The 22,195-nt window shown below is 54.8% G+C and carries 15 protein-coding genes; 7 read left to right on the top strand and 8 right to left on the bottom strand.

Annotated features, from left to right (window positions below; genetic code table 11):
- Nucleotides 1-354 precede the first annotated feature (354 nt).
- The 4 genes from RH858_RS10700 to RH858_RS10715 form a co-directional block, all read right to left on the bottom strand.
- Nucleotides 355-2,610 carry a hypothetical protein gene (locus RH858_RS10700; RefSeq protein WP_310561823.1) on the bottom strand — a complete coding sequence of 752 codons (2,256 nt, stop codon included), beginning with the start codon at nt 2,608-2,610 and terminating at the stop codon, nt 355-357.
- A 180-nt stretch (nt 2,611-2,790) separates the two neighbouring features.
- Nucleotides 2,791-3,114 carry a hypothetical protein gene (locus tag RH858_RS10705; RefSeq protein ID WP_310561824.1) on the bottom strand — a complete coding sequence of 108 codons (324 nt, stop codon included), beginning with the start codon at nt 3,112-3,114 and terminating at the stop codon, nt 2,791-2,793.
- Nucleotides 3,115-3,116: 2 nt separating this feature from the next.
- Nucleotides 3,117-3,956 carry a hypothetical protein gene (locus RH858_RS10710; protein ID WP_310561859.1) on the bottom strand — a complete coding sequence of 280 codons (840 nt, stop codon included), beginning with the start codon at nt 3,954-3,956 and terminating at the stop codon, nt 3,117-3,119.
- A gap of 379 nt (nt 3,957-4,335) precedes the next feature.
- Nucleotides 4,336-5,781, bottom strand: coding sequence for a ribonuclease H-like domain-containing protein (locus RH858_RS10715; RefSeq protein WP_310561825.1), 1,446 nt, complete (start codon nt 5,779-5,781; stop codon nt 4,336-4,338).
- 183 nt (nt 5,782-5,964) lie between these two features.
- Here RH858_RS10715 and RH858_RS10720 point away from each other — a divergent pair, with 183 nt between their 5' ends.
- Entirely contained in the window at nt 5,965-6,654 is a 690-nt protein-coding gene (locus RH858_RS10720; RefSeq protein ID WP_310561826.1) for an SOS response-associated peptidase, read from the top strand.
- A gap of 15 nt (nt 6,655-6,669) precedes the next feature.
- Here the strand turns inward: RH858_RS10720 and RH858_RS10725 are convergent, their stop codons facing one another.
- The 4 genes from RH858_RS10725 to RH858_RS10740 form a co-directional block, all read right to left on the bottom strand.
- The gene (locus RH858_RS10725) at nt 6,670-7,698 is read right to left on the bottom strand and encodes an orc1/cdc6 family replication initiation protein (RefSeq protein WP_310561827.1); all 1,029 of its coding nucleotides are present in this window, start codon (nt 7,696-7,698) and stop codon (nt 6,670-6,672) included.
- Between the two features lie 71 nt (nt 7,699-7,769).
- Nucleotides 7,770-8,147: a hypothetical protein gene (locus RH858_RS10730; protein ID WP_310561828.1), complete on the bottom strand. Its 378-nt coding sequence runs from the start codon at nt 8,145-8,147 to the stop codon at nt 7,770-7,772.
- Between the two features lie 76 nt (nt 8,148-8,223).
- The gene (locus RH858_RS10735) at nt 8,224-8,679 is read right to left on the bottom strand and encodes a hypothetical protein (protein WP_310561829.1); all 456 of its coding nucleotides are present in this window, start codon (nt 8,677-8,679) and stop codon (nt 8,224-8,226) included.
- A 134-nt stretch (nt 8,680-8,813) separates the two neighbouring features.
- On the bottom strand, nt 8,814-9,722 hold the full coding sequence (locus RH858_RS10740) for a hypothetical protein (protein WP_310561830.1): 909 nt from the start codon (nt 9,720-9,722) through the stop codon (nt 8,814-8,816).
- Nucleotides 9,723-9,931: 209 nt separating this feature from the next.
- On the opposite strand from RH858_RS10740, the gene RH858_RS10745 reads away from it, so the two are divergent.
- The 6 genes from RH858_RS10745 (at nt 9,932) to RH858_RS10770 (ending at nt 22,150) form a co-directional block, all read left to right on the top strand.
- Complete coding sequence (locus RH858_RS10745; RefSeq protein WP_310561831.1) at nt 9,932-10,159, top strand: hypothetical protein; 228 nt, start codon at nt 9,932-9,934, stop codon at nt 10,157-10,159.
- Nucleotides 10,152-13,451: a DUF499 domain-containing protein gene (locus RH858_RS10750; RefSeq protein ID WP_310561832.1), complete on the top strand. Its 3,300-nt coding sequence runs from the start codon at nt 10,152-10,154 to the stop codon at nt 13,449-13,451. Before RH858_RS10745 ends, RH858_RS10750 begins: the two co-directional genes overlap by 8 nt.
- 230 nt (nt 13,452-13,681) lie before the next feature.
- Nucleotides 13,682-14,092: a hypothetical protein gene (locus tag RH858_RS10755; RefSeq protein WP_310561833.1), complete on the top strand. Its 411-nt coding sequence runs from the start codon at nt 13,682-13,684 to the stop codon at nt 14,090-14,092.
- On the top strand, nt 14,082-16,988 hold the full coding sequence (locus RH858_RS10760) for a DUF1156 domain-containing protein (RefSeq protein ID WP_310561834.1): 2,907 nt from the start codon (nt 14,082-14,084) through the stop codon (nt 16,986-16,988). The genes RH858_RS10755 and RH858_RS10760 overlap by 11 nt, the downstream gene beginning before the upstream one ends.
- A gap of 17 nt (nt 16,989-17,005) precedes the next feature.
- A complete protein-coding gene (locus RH858_RS10765) occupies nt 17,006-20,956 on the top strand; it encodes a helicase-related protein (protein ID WP_310561835.1) in 3,951 nt (1,316 codons plus the stop codon).
- A gap of 42 nt (nt 20,957-20,998) precedes the next feature.
- Nucleotides 20,999-22,150 (top strand): hypothetical protein, encoded by a 1,152-nt coding sequence (locus tag RH858_RS10770; protein WP_310561836.1) that lies wholly within the window; start codon nt 20,999-21,001, stop codon nt 22,148-22,150.
- Nucleotides 22,151-22,195: the final 45 nt, after the last annotated feature.

The raw sequence follows: 22,195 nt of genomic DNA on the forward strand, positions 1-22,195 counted from the left end.
CCAACATCCGATAGAACGTCTGAGGACTGGATAAACCGTAGCGTGTCGCTTCCGAATTTCAAGAAAGGAGCGCCAAGGACCTAGAAGGCAGCGTATTCTGTGCTCATCGTCGTGGTTCTCCGGTTTCCGGATGATTTCCGGAACGCGTCATTCGCGATTAACTAACGCCTCTGACTGCTCAATGCATATGTTGGTTAAAAACACGTAACGGCCTCGATCTCTGATGCTGGAAACTCGAGAGCAGGACGCAGAACCGGCACTCAAACAAGCTGTTGAACCGGAATAGCTGGCAAAACCGTACAAAAAAGTCACAAGCCAAACCAGCAACTGACTTTCAACGACCTCTAAGAGAAGTCAAGTTGCTTCTGCGTCCTCCGGCTCAACTATTTCCTTATGGTATTCTAAGAACTGTTCAGCATGTTCTTTAAGATCTTCCTCATCCATATACTCCTCAAGATCGAACAACGGCTTGTTCCGAACGATTTCTTGAACAGTGAACCTTAGAGATTGGAAATTCGATTCTGAAATTGATCTCTCCTCAATCGGATTTTCATCTTCGAACTCAGGATGGTAGATACAATAAATTCCGAGGAAGCAGTAGAACTCTGTGATCTCATTATCTAAGAACACTGGACGTCCGTGTGACCCTTGAATAACGTCGTGTTCTTGCGTTTCCCACTTCGTCCACCGAGGAGGATTCCGATTAGAGTTCTGTATGGCAAAATATATGTCACTCACATCACCCATATCACGGAAAAAGCGTTTGAGCTTCCTATCGTAGATCTTCTCGAACTCTTCCTTATGCCGGGTATTTTGCTTCGCTACTGAATAGGAGAGAGATGCAGCGCTGAACAGCAGCTGGTTGATCTCGCTTTGTATCTCGCTGCCGATCTCTAACCGGATTTGCTCTCTGGATATGCTAGGAATCTCCCAGATACGGATGAAAGTACGGGCGTCCTTGACATCCAACGCGTACTTCAACATTTTATGAATCTCTTCTAACAGTGTGAATGAGTAACTTTCCTCCCGCATTCGGTTGACATCGAAGGAGTCGAAATTATCGCAGTCTTTCTGAACAGCGTCTGTGAAAACCATATTTAGAGATTGGGCAATCTCGTCGATGATGCCTACGACGAACACTTCTGGAAGTTCGGACTTCCTAGAACACAGTTCGAATACAAAGCTAGAATAAATGTAAATGAAGTTTCGAAATGGCGGTTGTAGGTTGTTTTGCAATGAATAGCGGGTAACTGAATTGAGTGCCGTAGCTGTTTCCAAAGCCTGCTCCCGGTCTCGCTCCTGCAAACACTCACTGAACACGCTGATGAAAATCCTCTCTAAATTATAGAAGGGTGATTCCAATTCGAAGTACCGTCCATATTTGAATAGGGAATCTTGTTGCTCCAATTCAGTCAGTACATGCATTACCACGTCTCCGTAATTCGCCATGAACTCCGAAAACGAGCCAAACTCTCCATTCCGAACCGTCTTAACGCCTTTTCTCTCGAGGTAATCCACAAACTCGTACGGGTCTTCCAAGTAGGAAGACCACGGCGGGGAAGAGGTAGTCAATATACACTGGTCAAGTCCTTTCTCAACACTCTCTAAATCGATGTCGGTCAAGTCCTGAGATGTGTCGACGATAACAGAGTAATGCTCTGCGTCTTGATTGAGTCGTATTTCCGATCTCACTGTTGTTTCTTCACCAACAATACTGGACTCTCCTTCTGCCTCTTGTAGAATCTCAAAAAGCTGGTTCAGAGCATCCGCATATTGACGAGGCTTGATGTCAGATACGTATCGTTTCTTGTCTAAGTCGTCAATCGTAACGCAATCGCTTTCAGAGGGACCGAATCCATATCTGAAGTCCACCAAATCAATTTCATCGGATAACTGGTCCTCGATTACCTTGTTCGACTGGTAGACCTTTGCATCGTTCTCGACTTTCCGAGTGATGTGTTTTTTTAGTAATGAGTAAGCATACTCGTCTGGTGATGTGTCTAAAACCAGCCTGAGAATGGAATAGTAGACTGCAAGAATCCCCAGTACCGTGATTACGAAGTAGGAAACTGCATAGTCCGCTCCAATTACAGCTGGTAAATGATTCGAATAGAGATAGGAGAACCCAATTGCAACGGTGCCGAGTAGCGAGAAATACAGAACCGGCTTTACGAAAGATTTCTCGACGAAGCGCTCCAGGACGCTATCAACGTGGTTGCTTCTGGTGACGAAGTCCATCAGGAATACAATCACAACAAAACTGAGTCCGACTATTGCTGCGTGAACCTGCCAGACCATATCCACAGGCCCCCATGAAATACTTCCGAAGAAGGTGTTAATAACAAATCCAAGTCCAGCAGTCAACCCCAGCAGAATAACCATAGTCGAGCCGGTTCTCCAAGTGTCGAAGAATGAAGTTACTGTCCGCTTCAAATTCGAATGTCCCCTCCACCAGCCGTGTTCTCGTGCTGCTTGAATCCTCAAAGATTCAGGAGAGGGATATACCCCTTTCCACAGAATCAGTTTACGAACAGCGAATATCGATGCACCCAAAAGGATAGCACCTGAGAGGCCGTAGACTACGTATTCAAGATACGGTACATAATCCATTTGTCAAAGAGAAATAATCGTACCTTCTAATCAGTTCTGGTAGCCCTAATCATCCTTCTGGCCTCATAGCCTAGGGGCTCGATTATTCTCGCACCCCATTTGAGACAATCTCACCGATTGTCAGCTGGTCGTTGACTGCGAAGTCAGTCGTCTCGATATCGAACGGTATAGTACCGATTATCATCGGTCTTCCGAGTCGTGATTGTCATGGCGTGACTTCCTTTTATGGCCTCTTTTGCTCGTTGCGACCGCGGCCTCCAGTTCCTCGAGGCGTTCCTCGTGGTCGTCGAGTCGGGCCTCCTGTTCGAGATCGATGCTGAGTAGCGCCGGCAGCAGCGGATTCTGGTGGTTCAACAGGCCGCTCGCGTCGGCGTGCTCGCGGGCGTACTCGAACAGCCGGTCGAATCGGGGCTGATCGCGACGCCGCAGTGCCCGCCGGAACTCCGCCCAGCGCTCTTCGATGGCCCGCAGCGCATCTCGGTACGTCGGGTTTGTGCGCCCCATCGCTATCGGCCTCCTGTCCCGGTTGCGGTCCACGCATCGAGCAGGGGATCCGCGGTGGCCGCCACTGTCTCACCGTCAGCGGTGACGCCTGTCCCGACACCCTCCGGGGTCGGCGTCGACGGCGCCGTCGTCGTCGATTCCACGCCGACCTGCGTGGCGCGTGCCGCAAGCAGCTGCCGCCAGTACGCGAACGTCGTCTGGTAGTACGCGCCGTCGTCGACGGGATAGACGAGCGTCTCGAAGTCCTCGCTGACGACCCGTGGTCCCATTCGGGTCTGCTCGCACTCCAGGTGGTGATCGGCGACCGTCGCGACCGGCTCGGTAAATTCGTTTAGTTCGTTTCGAGTAACGAGCACCGGGATGTCGTACCCATCGGCGTAGGTTGCCAACCGGGCGAGGGTTCGGGCTTGGAGGGTTTTCGCGTGGGTCTCGCCGAGGGTATCGTCGGCACGGTACTGGGCGTCGACGGCCGGCGCGACGATGAGGGCGGGCGTGTGAGGAGACGTATCCTCGTCGCGCCCCATCGACTTTCCACCGCACGGTCCGGTATCGGCGGTGGATTCCTGGATGGACTGGTTCACCGCAGTCGGGAGATTACAGACGGCGCCGTAATGCTGGTAGGCGGTGAACCCGCGTGCAATGTGGATCCGGTTGAGCAACCGCTGGCTGGGCGCGATCTGCGCGAGCGTGGTTGTTGTCGCGTGGCCCTTCGCGTCAACCCAGAAGGCGGGCCCGTCGTGCAGGAGGAGGTGGTCGAGCACGAGCGACTGCAGGATTGGGACGCCGCGACCTCCCTCGACGTCGAGCAGCGTGATGCCGTCGTCGAGTGACGGCAACAGCATCTCGTCCGTAGCCGGATCGGCCTGGTCAGCAAGGGACCGATTGCGGTCAGCGCCCCGAGTTGACTGGTCCACTGCCAATCGGTTCGACGTTGAGTGTTCTCCCATACTCCACTAGAGGCCTACTTTCCCGATAAGCCGCGGCGTGTCGCTTCCGCGTTTCAAGGAAGGGCAGGAAGGTATGTATAACCGGACTCAGGCAACGGATTTCTGCAATCGTTCGACCGTTTCCGAGAACGTTTCCAGAGAGGAAGGCGGACAGCATCGTCAGATTAACCAACAGTCCGGGGGATCACAGCTCAATTGTTGGTTAAGACTCTCTGAACCCATGGTGATATCGCCCTCACGTAATTCTGCTGACGGCCCCGCATATCCCCCGAGCCTACGATCTGATGTGATCGGCGATTGTTCTCAGCGCAGTTACATCGTCGATATTGTACTGTTTGAGTCGCTCCCAGTCTGGTTCTTCGCCGTCGAGGAGATATCGCGTGTACTTGCTCCCTACCACAAATCCATCGACGGTCGGGTCTTGATATTCAAAGCCGAGTACGCTCGCTACGACGTCCAATTTATGCCGATTGAAGGGCCCGAAGAGTTCCTGTTGGGCAGTTATTCCGAGGTCGTGTGCTCGCTCCAGATGATCGATCCCCTCAGTGATGCCGTGTTCGTCGAATCTTCGACTGAGACACTGTTCGTCGAAGTAGTTCCCTCCGTAGTAGATGATTGGCTCGGTGCTATGATCAGTAAGGTACTCAGACAGCTCCTGAAGGAGTGCTGACTCGTCGTCCGGATCGAAGAATTGTCGGTACGTATCGTTCTGGTAACTGTAGGTGCCGACCAGCCAGATCCGATCCTGCTGAAGATCCGTTTCTATGTCTAAGAGGAGAGGCTCCGTATCGTGAAGGTCGTCGAAGGCGGACTTGTTTAGAATCACGACCTCATCGTTATCAAAAGCCTGTCGATGAGCAATCCACCGGTCCACGTGCCATGACGAGGCTCCAGGGAGGGCTTCGAGTTCGGCACGCCGTTCTTCGGTAATCCCATCTGGGCTAGTGATCCCTAACTCACTGAACTGTTCCACTCGGTTTCTCCCGACCTGGACGAGATCAGTCAGCCGGCTCCCTAGCAGATGGCGAGTGTCGTAGAACCCGTACTCGATAGACTCGTTCGAGGCGTCGATGGTGATGAGTGCGTACCTTCCTGGGTCGTCTACTCCGTCGTGGGACGCAATATTGATCACCGTGCCGTACTCGAGGGTTTCAGCTCTGCCTCCGAATTGATGGCAATGACCGCAGACGGTGACTGGAGGCTGGATGTCGTCTATGAAGCTCCTGACGGCCTTCGACCCGATATGTTGTTGCCCGAATCGCTTCCCGATATCGAGAATGCCGAAGGGAGGGGTGTGAGTGACAAGAAACGGGGTTCTGTCTTCACAAGCGGTGCGTTGTTCGGAAAGGTGCTGTTGGACGTCCTCCTCGGTGTACGTGATGAGACCAGGTCCCTGGGTCGATCCTTCCTGGCCGATGAATACGAGGTCCTCGAAGGTGTATGGTGTCCTGTGGAGGTCGGTGGTAAATTCCGCATCGAACTGCGGGCCGGTTGACGGGGGGAAGTCGTCGTTTCCTCGGACATAGAGCGATTGTTGGTGCTTCGTGAGGCGAGCAAGTTCTGCAAGATGATCTGTGTCAGCATCGGCGTTTTTGAAACGTGAGAGGTCGTCGCCGGCATATAGTAATAAATCTGGAGTTGGTTCTACAGTTTCGAGAATGGTGTAGAGATCGTCAATAGGTTGAGAGCGCCAGTCAGATACGGCGAGTATGTGGGTCATTTTGTATGGGCGTAGTTAGTGTGGCCTCTTCTATCGTTTGTTTAGGTGTACAGTTTGTCATTAGGAGATTCTCCGCCCCGTTGTAGTTAACCAACAATTCAGGCTCATCGGGGGCAATATGTTGGTTAACGTCGAGATTCCTGTGCGATTACGTTGAAGATGCTTCCCTCCGAACTCCTCGGTATGTGTGGCCGGAACTCGCTCTTCATCGACCAAGCAGACCTCGAGGCCCGCTTCGATGCCGAGGTCGTTGCGGACGGCGGGTACACACCCCGATACAACATCGCGCCTGGCGACGACCTCCACATCGTCACGAACGAGGCTTTCGACGAGATTGACGCCTACCACTGGGGACTGATTCCGTTCTGGGCGGACGAACCCGAGGAGGGCATCATCAACGCTCGCTCCGAGACTGCCGAGGAGAAACGCGTCTTCGAGCGGGCGTGGGAATCACGTCCCTGCCTCGTCCCTTCGTCAGGGTTCTACGAGTGGAAATCGCCGAATGGCGGGTCGAAACAGCCCTATCGGATTTACCGGGAGGACGACCCCGCATTCGCGATGGCCGGGCTCTGGGACGTCTGGGAGGGCGACGATGAGACGATCTCGTGCGTCACGATTCTCACGACGGAGCCGAACGACTTGATGAACTCAATCCACGACCGGATGCCGGTCGTCCTCCCGCAGGACGCGGAATGTGACTGGCTCGCCGCAGACCCGGACACCCGCAAGGAACTGTGCCAGCCGTACCCGAAGGACGATCTAGACGCTTACGAGATCTCGACGAGAGTTAACAACCCTGGCAACAACGATCCCCAGGTCATCGAGCCGCTGGATCACGAGCAATCGGGTCTCGGTGAGTTCAGTTCGGGATAGCTGACGGCGTCACGGTCACTGCATCGGCGACGCAGCTGCCGAGTCGACGAGCGAGTATTCCCGATCCCGACTTGTGCCCTCCGCATCGAGGAGGTTGTACTGCTCCATTTTCGACAGGTACGTTCGGATGGTCCGTTTCGTCCGTGGGTCGTCGACCTCCTCGGTATAGCGCTCGTGGATCTCGCTCGGCCCGACCGGGCCATGCTCGCGAACAATCTCGTACACGACCCGCTGGTGTGGGGTGAGTGAATCGAGGCTCTTCTGCTTGATCTGGGCGCGAGCATCCTCGGCGGCGTCTAGGAGGATGTCGTCGGTGATACGCTCGTGGTTCTCGCGATCGGCCTTGCCGGCGGCCGTTCGGAGGATGCCGATCGCGAGGCGGGCGTCGCCGGCGGCTGCGTCGGCGATCCGATAGAGCTGGTCGTCGGTGATGACGTCCTCGTCGAGCCCCCACTTAGCTCGGGCACTCAGGATGTCGTACAGCTGCTCGTTGTGGTACTTGTCCATCCGGACGTGTTCACTCGAACGGAGCCGACTCACGAGCCGGTCGTCGACGCGGCTGAACAGCTCCTCTTCCTTGTTCGCGATGCAGATGATCGCGAACTGCGGGAGGCTGTGGAGGTCGTAGATGACGCTGGGGTCCTCCAGTTGATCGACCTCGTCGAGGATGACGACCGTTCGCGGGCCGTCGTGCTGTTGGAGGCGGTCGACGAGTTCGTCGTGCGGCGTCGACTGCCGGTGGATGTCGATGGTGGCGCCGAGGTCGTCGAGGATCTGGTAGAGCGTCCGGAACCGGGTGTAGTTGCGCCAGCAGTTGACGTAGGTGGTATCGACGTCGAGGACTTCTTCTCGGAGTCGTTCGGTGACGAACTTCGAGATGCAGGTCTTACCGGCGCCGCTGGGTCCGGTGACGATAGCTGTGTCGGCTGGTTCTCCGTTCGTGATGGGCTCGAGAACGCTGGAGAGATGGTTGACTTCGGCGTCGCGATGCTCTACTTCCCGAGGGACGAACCCGGCACGGAGTACGCGAGCATCGCGGATCATCTGTCTCTGAGAGATTGATTTCGGGTCAGGTTACAAAAGCCTGACCGGGTTGTTTCCGGAAACGGCCCAATTTATCCTATTCTGCCTATTGAAATCCCCACGCTGTACCGTGATTCGTTTTGTGGAAACTTCGTATTTCCGGGAATTTCCGGAATCGGCTCACGGGCGGGATCGTGTGACGCCGGGATCCTGCCAGTCATCAGCGTCGTGTTCCTCCCAGGGGATGAATATATACCCTTGTCAGCACGGCTTTGGCAGTTCAGCTCGTCCATCAGGTTGTTCCAGCGTTCTTCGATCGTATTGCCGGACTGCTCTTGGAGTTTCTGGTGCCGCTCGCTTCCGTACTCGCCAAAGACATCCTCATATCCTTCTCCTCGGAGTAGTCGAACGAGTGTCGTGATACGGAGGGCTCGGTCCTCGCTTATGTCAAACTCATCTTCTAGCAGCATACACATCCTGCCAGCCCAATCAGATGCGCCCATACTCCCTCTTGTCGTCAGTATAATAGATGTTCGTGGGCCCAGACTAGAAGCAGTCAGGACATTCCCATACATACCCTCGACTCCTGCGTCGGTCGCTTTTTGGCATTTGAAGAGACTCACAGAGGCCGCAGGTCTTGAATTCAGACTCGGGAATTAGTTCTATGAGCTCCCCCTTCCAGATCCGAATTTCAGCCGTCTTGATGTTGTTTCGTTCGTTCTCTACCGTGGAACTGTTCCGGTTGAATTCCCACTCTCGATTTTCGTTACGGCGCCATTCAGCCAATATTCGGAAAATCTCGTCTGGTTCGTCCACGCCGTCAAGATCATCCTGGCAGTCCTCCACGACATCTCGCCGAATTTTCGGTTCCACCTTGTCCCAGACCGCGGGTGTGCTTCCATCTCCTTCGTGCCGCTCTTCCTGTCGTTTTTGCTCCTCTTCCAGCTCCTCGATTCTGGCATCAAGAGACTCCCGTATCGGGGCGAGATCGGGGATACTCATACGAAGATACCACGACTGGAACGTCATAATATTCTGGTGCTGTACCGCTTCTGGCTGGTTTAAACAGGTGTTGCGGACCGCCTGATTCTATCGTGTTCAGCTATTCACGATCAGCGATTCAGCCCGAATTGACACTATTCTCTGGGAATCAGGTGTCGTTTGATTTCTCTGGAGCAATGATTGCAGAGTGCCGCTGGCATCGGGAGTGTATCTGGGGAGAATTGCCGGGTGTCGCCTGAACGGGCTTCATGACCACAGACGGTCGTCCCAGTTTCATTCCGTACGAGGTGGTACTTCGCCTTCCCAGATTGGCGGAGCGAGAATGCAGATTCGTCTTCTGTGGGATAATCGTCGTCTACAATATCTTCGACCGTTGCCGAGGAGATCCAGTATCTGCTGAGATCCGTCCACCAGGTGTTTGAGCATCGAATTTGCTGGCGGAAGAGCTGCCGGTAATCAACCGTGAACCGTTGCGAATCCTGCTGAATGAGGTCATCGGTGTGGAACTCGAGCGTCCGTGGGGATCGCTCCCCCCTGTTTGATTCAGGTTCCAACTCGATGGTCCATTCCGTTTTGACGTACGCTCCTCCGGTGTATTCGACAGTGTCTGCGCTTACAGACTTGGTACGGTCACGAAGCCAACGAACGGTCGGTGGACGGAGGTTCTCAGTGAGTTGCTCTGAGAAGATGTCGTGTAGCAGTTCATCCGTGGCGAGTGCGTCTTGGAGGGCGGTTCCGAGCTCGTGAGGTGCCGTCTGGTTCGTATAGTTCTCTGCCTGTGCGATGAGTGTCTCTTGAGCTTCGGCAATCCCATCGATGGTCAACCAGAATCCGTACGGTTCGTGACCATCGGTGAGCACTTCGCCATCGGTGAGCCGAACCAGCATCGGCCGGATATGGTCAGGTGCCGGAAACAGATGTAACTGGTATTGGTCGGTGACCGGGACTACTGGATAGGGGAACTCTTCTCTAGAGGGTACTACCCTCTCTTTACGGGGTATGGAGAAGTCTCCCAAGTCTGCTAGCGGGACGTGCCTCGGCATACACTCCGGAATACGATTCCAGTACGTCCCATATCGGTGGTCGCGAGGACCGCGATTAATTTGCATTGTGAGTAGACCGATCATCCCCAGTCACTTAGTATTCGGGGGGTAGTGGGGGGAGGGGCTATAGAAGAACTACCACATTATAAATCGGGAACTTAGACTAAGTAAAGGTTATAACATTCCCACTAGGTGATGTGACTATCCAGATGACTCAGAAGACAATTGGACAGAACACCGGCCAATCGGGGCGGGTGAATCTGTCGGGGCCCGAACTCGATAAGTTCGATTCGGAGGTTGGGGACGCTATCAAGGTCGATGTCGCCGAGTCGAAGGGGATCGCTAAGGCGATCATCGAGAACAGCACGGAGTGTGAATTCGTAATCGTCTCCAAACCAGAAGCTGATTCCTCACCCACGGAGGAAATCGATGAGTAGTGAGTACCCCTCTCTCTTCGAGAGCTGCCAGCCCCGAGACGATGTCTTAGACGGCTCGCTCCAGGAGGAACAGTTCGCTGCGAAACTCTCGACTGTCGTCCACAACCCTGAAAAGGCAGCACCAGTCTATCGAGACCCCGACTCGTTCTACGATATGACCTATCCCACGGAGGGTCTCCGCACGCTGCTCTCCAATCTCACGGGGCGTTTCTTGGCAACGACAGAGTACGATCCGGGATCATATACCTCGAGTATTCTCTGTCTCGACACGCGATTCGGTGGTGGGAAAACGCACGACCTCATCGCGTCGTACCATCTTGCTGAGAACCCTGCCGATATTGACGATCTCTCCCACTACCTGCTGGACGGTGATGAGGAACTTGCGGCTGATTACCAGAATGCAGTAGGCGAGGGCCTCGACATCGCAACGGGGGTCTTCATTGGAACGAAGGCTGATAGCAAGGATGCCCGCCATTCCGACGATGACCCGAATGCGCCGAACACTCGCACGATGTGGGGGGAGCTCGCGTACCAGCTCTACGGGCTTGAGGGCTACGAGTATCTCAAGGACTACGATCAAGACCAGGACGCACCCGGTGAGGGGACGCTCTCGAAACTCTTCGCTCAGTACGACCAGCCGGCTCTCATTCTGATTGACGAAATCGCCGACTACATGAACAAGGCCGCGGGCACGCCTGTCGGCGACAAAACACTCGCCGATCAGACGCTTTCGTTCATGATGGCGCTCCTCGAAGCGGCTGCCGAATCGGAGCACGTCACGGTCGTCTACTCCATCGCGGATACGGCGTTTGGTGAGCAGGCTGACCGAGTTCGTGATGGCGTCCGTGATCACATAGAGGAGGTCAACGAGATCGGCCGGCGGCAGCACAAGACGGTCACGCCGACCGACGAAAACGAGATCGGACAGGTCCTCCAGCACCGACTCTTCTCGGAAGTCCCAGAAAACGCCGCGCGCGAAGCCGCTGACTCATACTTCCAATTCTATGACCAGGAAGACCGGCAGTATCCACAGGAAGCCACCGACGCTGGTTACGTGGATGTTCTTGCTCGCGAATACCCCTTCCATCCCTCCTTAATCGACGCTCTCACGGACAAGATCGATACGATCCCTCGATTCCAGCGCACGCGTGACGCCCTCCGCTTACTTGCTCGAGCCGTCTACTACCTCTGGAATCATCAGCCCGACAGTTACGACCGCCACTGGATTCGGATTTACGACCTCACAGTCGCTGATGACGATCCTGGCGGTGGGATTCAGACGATCCTTCGTGAGCGCCTATTCGAATTCGTCGATCTCGGTCCCGCAGTGACCGCCGACATCTACGACGACGATGGTACTGCGCACGCCCAGCTTGAGGACCGAAAATGGACCGAAAACAGCCTTCCGCCCCTCGGAACACATCTGACAACGACAGTTCTCTGGCACAGCCTCGCATATGGTGAACAGGCTGCTGGCCTAACTCACGCCGATTTGAACCTCGCCATCGGCCATCCCGATCTGAACTTCGACGACTACGATGCCGCACTATCCGCACTCCGGGGCGATGATATGGACGTCGCATGTTACTTCCTCTACGAGGAAGAGCGCCTCCGGTTCAAGCAAGAACCAAACCTGATCCGAATCATCGACCAGCGGATCGAGTCTACCCCCGAAGCGAGTGCCCATTCACGTTTCCAGAACCGTCTCACTTCGAAGGAAATTGGGGATGGTGGCTTCCAGCCGGTGGAGTTCCCTGAATCGCCGGCTGACTTACCGGATACACCGGATACGCCGAAGCTCGCGGTGATGCATCCGGACACCGCTGCTGTCGAAGACGGCAGCGATACGCCGCCGAACCGGGTAACTCAGCTCTACAAGCAGCAAGCCGCAAAACATGACGGAGAGACTGAGACGCGAATCTACAAGAACTACGCTCTGTTCCTCGCCCCCGACGGTGATCGAATGAATGCTGCAATCGACGAAGCTCGGCGTCTTGAGGCTATAGAGGCCCTGCTTGATAGCCCTGAGCAGAAAGCCGACTTATCCTCAGAACAAATCGAGGAGCTCCGAGAACGGAGTGACGAGGCACAACTGATGCTCGGAGAGCTCGTTCGGAACGTCTACCGGCACCTCTACTACCCTGACCGGGACGGGCTCACCCACATCATCATCGGCGCGACCGAATCCAACGGCGGGACGACACTGGTCGATGCTGTCCAGACAACGCTCGAGGAAAAGATCGTAAAACGCGACGCCGGTGCTCGTGGGTCCGCTCACGTCCAACAGAAACTCTGGCAGCAGACCCAGGACGCTATGTCCACCGAAGCGCTGGTCAACCAATACGCGAAGAAGCCGGGGCTGGACTACCTCTTCAGCACGAAACCGATTCGAGAGACCGTCTCCTCACTCGTTAGTGACCACGGGTACGCATACTGGGATGGTGAGTCTGGTACTGCATACTGGGCCGGGGCGACAGAGCCGTCGACGTGGCCACACCCGGAACCGTTCGCGGAATCCCCCGATGTCGAGACCTCGATTCGGGACAGCGATGTCCAGATCGGGAGTGCCTTCGTCGTCTACCGAGATGTCGACGCGCTCGTCGACGACCACCTCGACGAAATCGACCGGCCAGAACAGACGGTTGCCACTTGTGCCGAGTGTGGGGCGGAGGTTGAAAACTCAGAAGGCAGCGAACCCTACTACTGTGAGGAACACCAGTCCGATACGACCTGTAGTTCCTGCGGCAAAGAGGTCGCTAGCGAGCAGCTGCTGGACGAACGCGGCCGATGCCAGGAGTGCCAGCCCGACGAGTCCTGGGAGGCGAGTAAGAAGATGATGTCCGCTTCGCGGGCGTTCTCGGAAGTCCGTCGAGATGCGGAATCGAAGGCCGGGACTGACCGAACGCCGCTGATCGAAGAAGTGACTATCCAAGTCGGTGGAGAGGATCCCTTCCAGGCGGCCAAGTTCGTCAGTCAGCGTCCCGGATTCAAAGCCCGTGGGGACGCGGTGACGGTCCGAATGCAGTACGAAACCCGGACTGACGACGGGACGTACAGCGCAGAATTCACAGGCTCACCGAGCCGATTCCGGGACGTGATCGACCAGCCCGGCTCGTTCGGCGATGATCGAGAGACCATCCAGTTCCGCTTCCAGTTTGACGAGCCCGAACCAATTACTGACGAGGGTGACGACCTCCTCGCTGCCCTCGATAATGACCTCGATGCGGGCAACATCGACGTCCGAGTCGAAGGGCGTGGCCCGATCCGGGCGAGTTCGGAGGTGACGGTCTGATGGCGAGTCCCGGTTCGGAATTTGAGACCTCACCCGCTGAGGGAACAGATGAGGATCGGCTGGTCCGCTACGGGACGAGTATGTTCGGTGGCCGCCCAACGTTCACGCTCGTCCGACGAGAGACAGACGGTGGCGGAGAGTGGACGCTCCACGAACTACTCCCTCGCGAACAGGCTGAAGCCCGCCGTGATCGCCTGGAGCGGGATGGCCGTTCGTTGAGTATCACACCAGTGGAGGATCTCGTCTCGGACGTCGCTGGCGACGACCTCCTTTCCAAGCTCGATGGTTGGACGTGGGATGAATGGGCCGGCGCAAAGGTCGCACGGCTTGACCCGACCCGCGTCCGTGCGCTCCAGGATGTCGTCCGGGAAGCGATCGAGGGCACGCCAGGAAATTCATCAGAAGTTCTCACTGGGGGGGCTGGATTCGTGTTCCTACCCGAGACGGCAGGTGTGCGGCTTGCTGTTGCCTTCCGTGGCGTGAAGCCAATCCAGCGTATCGACCGGATGCGTTCGCTGGCTCGAGGCGTTGCACGGATGAGCGATGAGGAGTGTTATTACTGGTACGCAAAGTGTCGGTCTCCGTCGAGTCCGAACGGCGAAAAGGCCCTTCGAGTGTTGCTGACGGACCATGTCAAATAGAAAAATGACTGAGAATAATTCTAATTCAGACGGTATTGAGGGACAGAATCTTGCAATAGAGGGAAAACTACCACTAAAAGCCGTAGGGATAGAGAATTTGAAGGAGGCAAACCCCAAACATATGCCTCCTCACCGGTACCTTCACCCTTGGTTCGCTCGCCGTCCTACTCCTGCAGCTAGGTTAGCGACTTTGGCCTCTATCCTCCCTGAAGGTGTTGATTCTGACCAAATACTCAGCTGGATTCAAATCGGCCCCAAAGAGGGGATTGAAGGAGACATCTCGGAATACGTTGAGAAAAAGAAAGCCAGTGAGGGGGATAGAAGTGGTTCTCTGGGTGATCATTATGGCTATCCTCGCCCATTTACACAATCACCGAATAAAAAAGAGAGACGTGAGATCCATGAAATACTGGAAGAGACATGGGGTGGTGAACTTCCAACCGTATTAGACCCGTGTGCGGGTGGAGGTGTAATTCCATACGAGGCTATCAGATATGGTTTACCGACTAAGGCTAACGAGCTAAACCCGGTTCCTTCGGTAATCCTACAGGTATTATTGAATTACGCACCAAGAGTTGGGTCACTCAAGGACGACCTGGAGCAATGGAGCCAACGTATTGATGAGCTTGCGGAAGAGCGACTGGAACAATACTTCCCCTCAGAAGGAGAGCATGACTCCGTTGATTCTTATGTCTGCGCTCATGTCGTTACCTGTCCCGATTGTGGGACAGACATACCGTTAGTTTCGAAATGGTCCATTCGCACCCGACGGAGTGCAGATACGGTTATCTCTGTTCCTGAAGTGGATGACGATGGCTCGATTGAGTACGACTGTATCATTGAGCCGACGGAAGAGGAACTAGACGGATTTGATCATAAACAGGGGGCAGTTTCTCGAGGTGGTGATGCTGAGTGTCTAAATTGTGGGATTGTCACCGAATCGGAGGATATCGTAGATATGCATCAAGACGGGGAGTTCAGTTATGATATTATCTGTGTCCGTTATATGGACTCCTCTGGCAACTACAGCTTCCGAGCACCTAATGAAGCTGATTATCAAGCTTTAGAGAGCGCTGAAGAACGTATTGAGTCTGATTTTGATCTTGCGTCCTTCTTGACTACTCCTCTCCCAGAAGGCGAAAAGACCCGGGAACCACGAGAACATGGGATTCATGAATGGAGAGATATGTTCACTCCACGCCAGCTGGTTTCTCACTACGAGTATTATAGGGCGTTTGAAGATAGGAAAGACGAAATTCAAGAGGAGCATCCGGAAGATGAGGCAGAGGCGCTTCTGACTGTTCTCTCCTTAGTCCCGGGTAAACTCGTTGACTATAATTCCCGCTTTTCACCGTGGCATACTGGGAAAGGATATCCCTCGAACGCAATGGGGGGCAAACACTTGTCCCTTGCTAAATCGTTTGCAGATATCAATATGTCAGTCGGAGGTATGGGTAGCTACCAATCTGCTATTAGGAAAATAATTGAGTCTTATGAAGAACTAGTATCTTATCTTCCAGATGATGCTTCTCCCGCGGAACTATCTACGGGGGATGCTGCGAATCTACCTTATCCGGATAACGAGATCGAGGCAGTTGTGATAGACCCTCCCTATTATAGCAGTATTATGTACGCTGAATTATCGGATATGTTCTACGTCTGGATGAAGGAATATTTGGACGACGTCTATCCTGACCAGTTCCAGTCAGATCTCACAAACAAGGATGACGAAGCGGTCGCGAATCCCAGCCGATTTGAAGGTATTGCAGGCGGCTCTGATTCTAAGCGAGAACTAGCAAATAATGAATATGAGCAGAAAATGAGTGAGATATTCTCAGAATTATACCGCGTTCTCGAGCCTGGTGGAGTAATGACCGTGATGTTCACTCATAAAGAAACAGATGCTTGGGACACTCTCACTAAATCCTTAATCAACTCTGGATTCACAATAACATCAACACACCCAATTTCTAGTGAAATGCCGGCTAGAATCGACACTCAGGATAGCGGATCGGCTGATAGTACTCTGTTACTTACTGGACGGAAGACTACCGAGGGCTCATCCCCACTTGATAGCGATGTACCGACCCTTTGGAGCGATGTGCGCGCCGACACAAGATTGGCCGCGAAAGACGCTGCACGAGACCTTCTTGATTCCGGCCTCTCTCTCACAAAGACTGATGTTATCATTTCTGCATTCGGGCCAACTCTAAAAGTGTACGCTGATGCCTATCCTGTTGTTGATGATCAAGATGAACCAGTACCACCGCGGCGTGCATTAGAGGAAGCGCGTGAAGCGGTGACACAGATTCTTGTCGATGAGTATCTGGAGGGGGAAGGTCTCGGTGAATTGGACGACATTACAGAGTGGTATGTCCTCTCGTGGCTTGTTCACGAGTCAGATACATTCAACTACGACGAGGGGCACCAATTAGGACTCGGGATTGGGGTTGATATCGACGATATCAAGCGATCAACCAAACTCTGGCGAAAGCGCCGAGGAGACATCAAATTGCGCGGTTACGACGATAGAGTTCAGAATATAACTCTCGCAAAAGAGGACCGTTCTAGCCGGAAACCAGTCGATCCAGATGCTATTTCATTCACAATTGCACTGGATGCGGTTCACGCGGCGATGCATGTTTACGAGAAGCAAGGTGAAGACGTTGCAATTGATTGGCTCAAAGAACGGAATTTCGATACGGATGCGCCGTTCAAAGCCACTCTAAAAGCACTCTTGCAGGTACTCCCGCAAGATCACTCTGAATGGGAAGCTGCTCGCGACCTCGCCTTAGGCCGGACCCATGACGCACTTGGTCTGGAATTCACCCCCACTGATTTCACTGACTCCTCGGAAAACACCCTAGAACAGAGCGAACTCGGTGACCACGCCTAATTCCAAACTCTTTCAGTATGACTAATCTACGTGATCGCGAGTGGCAGTCCATCTACGAGAGCAAACCGGAACAGGTGCGAGCCCACTTAGTCAAGGACTTCTACGAGCCCGCACTGGAACGCAGCCAGCAATACGACCGGATCGCGGGATACTTCTCCAGTACGGCACTCGCGGCTGCTGCCAACGGCATTCACGCCCTCGTCGAGAATGATGGTGAAATGCGTCTCATCGTTGGCACCGAACTTTACGAGTCAGACCGTCCGGTTCTAGAGACGCTAACCGACCGCCTTGAGGAAAACCTCGAGGACCTTGATGATGAACGCCTGGATGCGAATCTACGTATTCTCGCGCGTCTCCTCCGCGAGGGCCGGATCCACATCAAGGTCGCCTATCCACGCTCTCCCTCTCACGACTGGGAGATCTTCCATCCGAAAGTTGGACTCTTTCACGATAGCGACGGAAACACGATTTCGTTCGAAGGTAGCGTCAACGAGACGGTCGGCGGCTGGGCTCGCAACTACGAGCGGTTCAAAGTTCATCGGTCGTGGGTTCCTGAACAGGCGGACTACGTCGCCGGCGACGAGGAGACCTTCGAGCGGCTGTGGAGAGATGAACACCCCTTCGTCGAAGTGTATGATCTCCCCGATGCAATCGAAGAGGACATCATCGATTGGAAAGCCCCCGACACCGAGAGCGATCTCCAGGAAGCGATTCAGATCGCGAACGGTACAGCCCCGCCGACGGAGCGCGACAAAGCGAACATCATTCAGGATGGACCGTTCTCGCCGGGGGGACTCGCACTGGCCGAGGAAGCGAGCACGATCACGCCGTGGCCCCATCAACGAGTTGTCTCGGACACACTCGTCAATACGTATCCACAGAGCTTCTTGCTGTGTGACGAGGTGGGACTCGGGAAGACGATCGAGGCCGGTCTTACACTCTCCCGGCTTGGACTTACCGGTGAGCTTGAAACCGGGCTGTTGCTGGTTCCGGCGAGTCTGCAGCGGCAGTGGCAGGAAGAGCTCTGGGAGAAGTTCAACATCAACGCCGTCCGATTCGACCGGGACACAGCGGGCGATCACGTATTCCGGGACGTCCGCGGCCGCGACCACTATCCACCATCGGCAACGGACCTCGACCTCACCGGAGAGAGCGAATGGGCGGACAGCCCCATCTGGCGGTTCCTCTACGAACAACAGTCGACTGACGCCGATGCATCGTCGCCACTGGATGGGCCGACGGTCGTCATTATGTCCTGGCACACGGCTCGTCTCGACGACCGGTGGGATCAGGTCGCTCCCTTAGACCGGATATCCGACCGGTCTCGGAACGTCATCCCGGCAAGCTGTCGCGGACGCGACCACGATACGGAAGACCGGATGGGCGTGTGGGACGCCGTCATTGTTGACGAGGCGCACAACGCCCGGCGTGGCAGTAATTTCTACGCTCTTCTCGAACAGCTTCGCGATTATACCCACGCCTACTACCTCCTGACTGCTACCCCGATGCAATTGCACTCTGGCGAACTCTACGATCTGATGCAGTTGCTGGATCTTCCGGGTGGTTGGGATAACCGGGATACCTTCATGGAGTTCTTCGAAACCCGTGACGGGCTGTCGCAGGCCCTCAACGAGGTTCTCGACAACCCTAGTTCAGAGTCCGACGAAGCGGAGGCTTCCTGGGACACGCAAGCCACGCTCGATGGAATGGAACACCAAGACCGGCTCCCGACGGACCGACCATTCTCCTCAAAAGTCTTCCAGCACCTTGCAGACGAACTCGAGATCAATGAGGACGGACAGGACTGTGCCATTGCCAAAGAGTGTGTGCTGACCGCGTGCCGGCTCGCACGCGCCTATGGAGACGCCTACGACGGCTATCTTGCTCACGTCGACGACGCGATGGTAGACTACGATATCGACCGCTTCGAGGCGAGCGAGGATACGAAACTCAAACGGCTCCTCTATCCAGAAGACGCCGACGAGTGGTTGATGGCGTCCCGCAGCGACCGACAGGACGCACTTGACGAACTTTCCCCGGGCGGTTGGCGAGTCATCCGCGATGTTCTCGCGGAGTCCACACCCGTTGACGCGCTCATCCATCGGAATACACGGGATACACTCCGGAAGTACGAGGCGGTCGGTCTCCTCGATACGACCGTTCCGAACCGAAATCCCGAACAACGGAAAATCGAACTCACCGAGGAGACACGGGCGGTCTACGACCAGATCGACGAGTACACACGTGAATTCTACAAGCGAGCCCAACAGACTGACGAAGCCCAAACACGCGCCATCGGGTTCGTGATGACCACGTACCGGCAGCGACTCACGTCGAGTGTCTATGCGATCAGTCAGAGCCTGAGACACCGGCTTGAGACACTCCGGGCGCAACGAACCGTGCTTGCCGGTCGGGAGCGCGCTCGTGACCGGGACTACGGTGATGCGGAGCAGGTCGTCCTCGAAACGCTACAAAACGCTGATCTCGACGACGGGGACGTTCTGGATGAACTCGATGCTAGTAGCGACGACCTAGACCTCTCTGAACTCATCCCGAGCGTGACTGAAGAGGGGAAACAGCTTATCGAGGAAGAAATCGAGGCCCTGGAAGCGTTCGTCAACGACTTAGACTTGGTTGATACAGACCCGAAGATTCAGCAGCTGTACAACGACCTCGACGAGCTGGACCGGGCTGGCCACAACCGGGTGATTGTCTTCACGCAGTACGCGGACACAATGGACTTCATCCGGGACAGTCTCGCGGACCTTCTTGGAGCGACAATCGCAACGTACTCCGGTCGTGGCGGCGAGCTGTACGACCCCGATTCTGAAACGTGGGAGCACGTCGGGAAAGAGCGCGTGAAGCGTGAATTCTCACGTGATGATGGGCAGGTCGATATCCTCGTCTGTACCGACTCCGCGAGTGAGGGGCTAAACCTCCAGGAGTGTGGGGCGCTCATCAACTACGACCTGCCGTGGAACCCGATGCGAGTTGAACAGCGTATCGGTCGGATTGACCGTATCGGCCAACGATTCGACGAGATTCGTATTCTCAACTACAGCTACGAGGATACGGTTGAGACGGACATCTATGACCGCCTTGACGACCGGATTGGCCTCTTCGAAAACGTCGTCGGTGAGATGCAACCCATACTCTCCGGCGTCAGCCAACAGATTCGAGATGCGACCTTGAACGCCGACAGCGCTGACGACCAGTCTGCGGTCGAATCAGCTGACCGCGAGTTTTCTGAAGAACTCGAAGAACGCGATCAGGGCGATCGCGTCGATGTTGGAGAGTCACTCGAGGACGTCGACGACCTCGTCGCTCAGGATGTCGTCGACGAAGCAAAACTTGATGCGTGGCAGTCCTACAGTCACCCGGATCTCGTCGATGTCGGGGAGGAGGAATACGAGTATCAACCTCCGTTCGAGACACCGAGCCTCCAGTCAGTGTTGGTCGATAACGACGCTCTTGCCGAGGCCGGTGTCGAATTCACCCCAATTCACGAGATTGACTTCGAGTACGATGACGGGGATTTCGACTTTGCGGACAGTACGTACCGCCTCTCAGTAGGTGACGCACCGATTGAGGTCCCACCCGGGGATGGGGAACAGACCATTGCACAGGCTATTGCGACTGCTGCTGATGAAGTGGCGGTGACGTTCTCGGCTGTGTGTGCTGACGAGTTCCCATCGGTTCAGCATCTTGCGCCAGGTCATCCCCTTCTCGGGCAGATCCTCACAGTACTGCAGGATGTGAGTGAGGAGCCGTCGCGATTCCAACAGCGAATCGTGACCCGGCCAGATCAAGACCAGAAGCCAGTAGTTTGTGCGTGGGGGCGGGACGGCGTGTTTACCCGGATTGCAGGCGATGGGACAGTAGCTGAAAATGGACCGATGGATTCCCTTCCGACGTGGTGTGATCAATTCCTCGATAACCGAGAGAAGTCAACAAAGCAGCCACAGTAGCTGGGTAGTTTTGTAAGTATGGACTTCCCAGATGACCAATAGATGCCAAACACTGCTCTCGAAGCAAATCTCCGCGCTATCGGAGACGGTGCGAGACTGGAACAGTTAGCTGTTGACTTGCTTGGTCGAGAAGGATACGACGTCGATCCAACCGGCGTGAGGGGTCCGGATGGCGGGAGGGATGCACTTCTTGAGCGTTCGGGAAAATTTGGCGTGCTCCACTGTAGCGTGACCTCGAGTAATATTGAGGAGAAGATTCGATCAGATGCAAATTCAGCTGCTGATTACCCAGCGGAGTTCGATTTCTTCATATTTGCTACCACCACGGAGATTGCCGGCGTCAAACGTGACCGATTAGAGAACGAATTGGCGGATACGTACGGCTGGCGCGTCCACATCAAGGATTTTGCCCGATTGAGAAAAGATCTGATGGATGTCGACAACCACGATCTCGCCCAAGAACATCTCCATGTTGACCCTCAGAATGCTCTCGACGATCCAGAACAAGATATCGACGAATTATATGAGGCTCAACTCGCCCGATTACGGGATCGACAGCCACGCCACGGTGAATTAGTAGATGAAGAACCGATTGTGGCTGTCCATGTCATTCCCGTTGAGTCGGTTTCGGATCCTCCTGGAATGATCGCAACCGATCTCCCTGACCCACCAAAATACCGGTCACGGTCGGCTGGCTCCGAAGGTTTCGGTGATTTCGCAATTACCGCTCCGTATACGGAGCTGTCTGAAGGGAAATTTTCTGAGTACGTCTGTTTAGACGGTAATGGGTGGGTAGAAGCTGTAACAACCAAGCTGACTATGGAGCGGAACGGGAGGCACGGGATAGCGTGGTTCATCGATAAAGAGATCGTCTCCCTAATCGACCGCCTTCGGGAAATGTACCAGACTGCGGGCATCTACCCGCCGTTGTACGTATATATCACGATAATCGATGCAGCGAACTATCCGATTGAAAAACCACAACGAGTTGTCGGCCCAGACACCACCCGTCCGATCAGCGAGAATGTCTTCCAATTGAAGCGGGTGAAGATTGAATATTGGGACTCTAATATCGCGTTGGCCCTCCGCGAACCACTCTATCAGCTTTGGAACCGTATTGGCTGGCGAAACGGTTCGATACACTACTCGAAAAACAAGGATGGTACATTTGAGTGGGATCCATATCAGTCATAATCTAACCTGTTGATCAGGTAATGAACGAAATCAATCACCTCGGGA

Origin of the sequence: Halalkaliarchaeum sp. AArc-GB (assembly GCF_031432225.1) — an archaeon.
Lineage (GTDB): Archaea > Halobacteriota > Halobacteria > Halobacteriales > Haloferacaceae > Halalkaliarchaeum.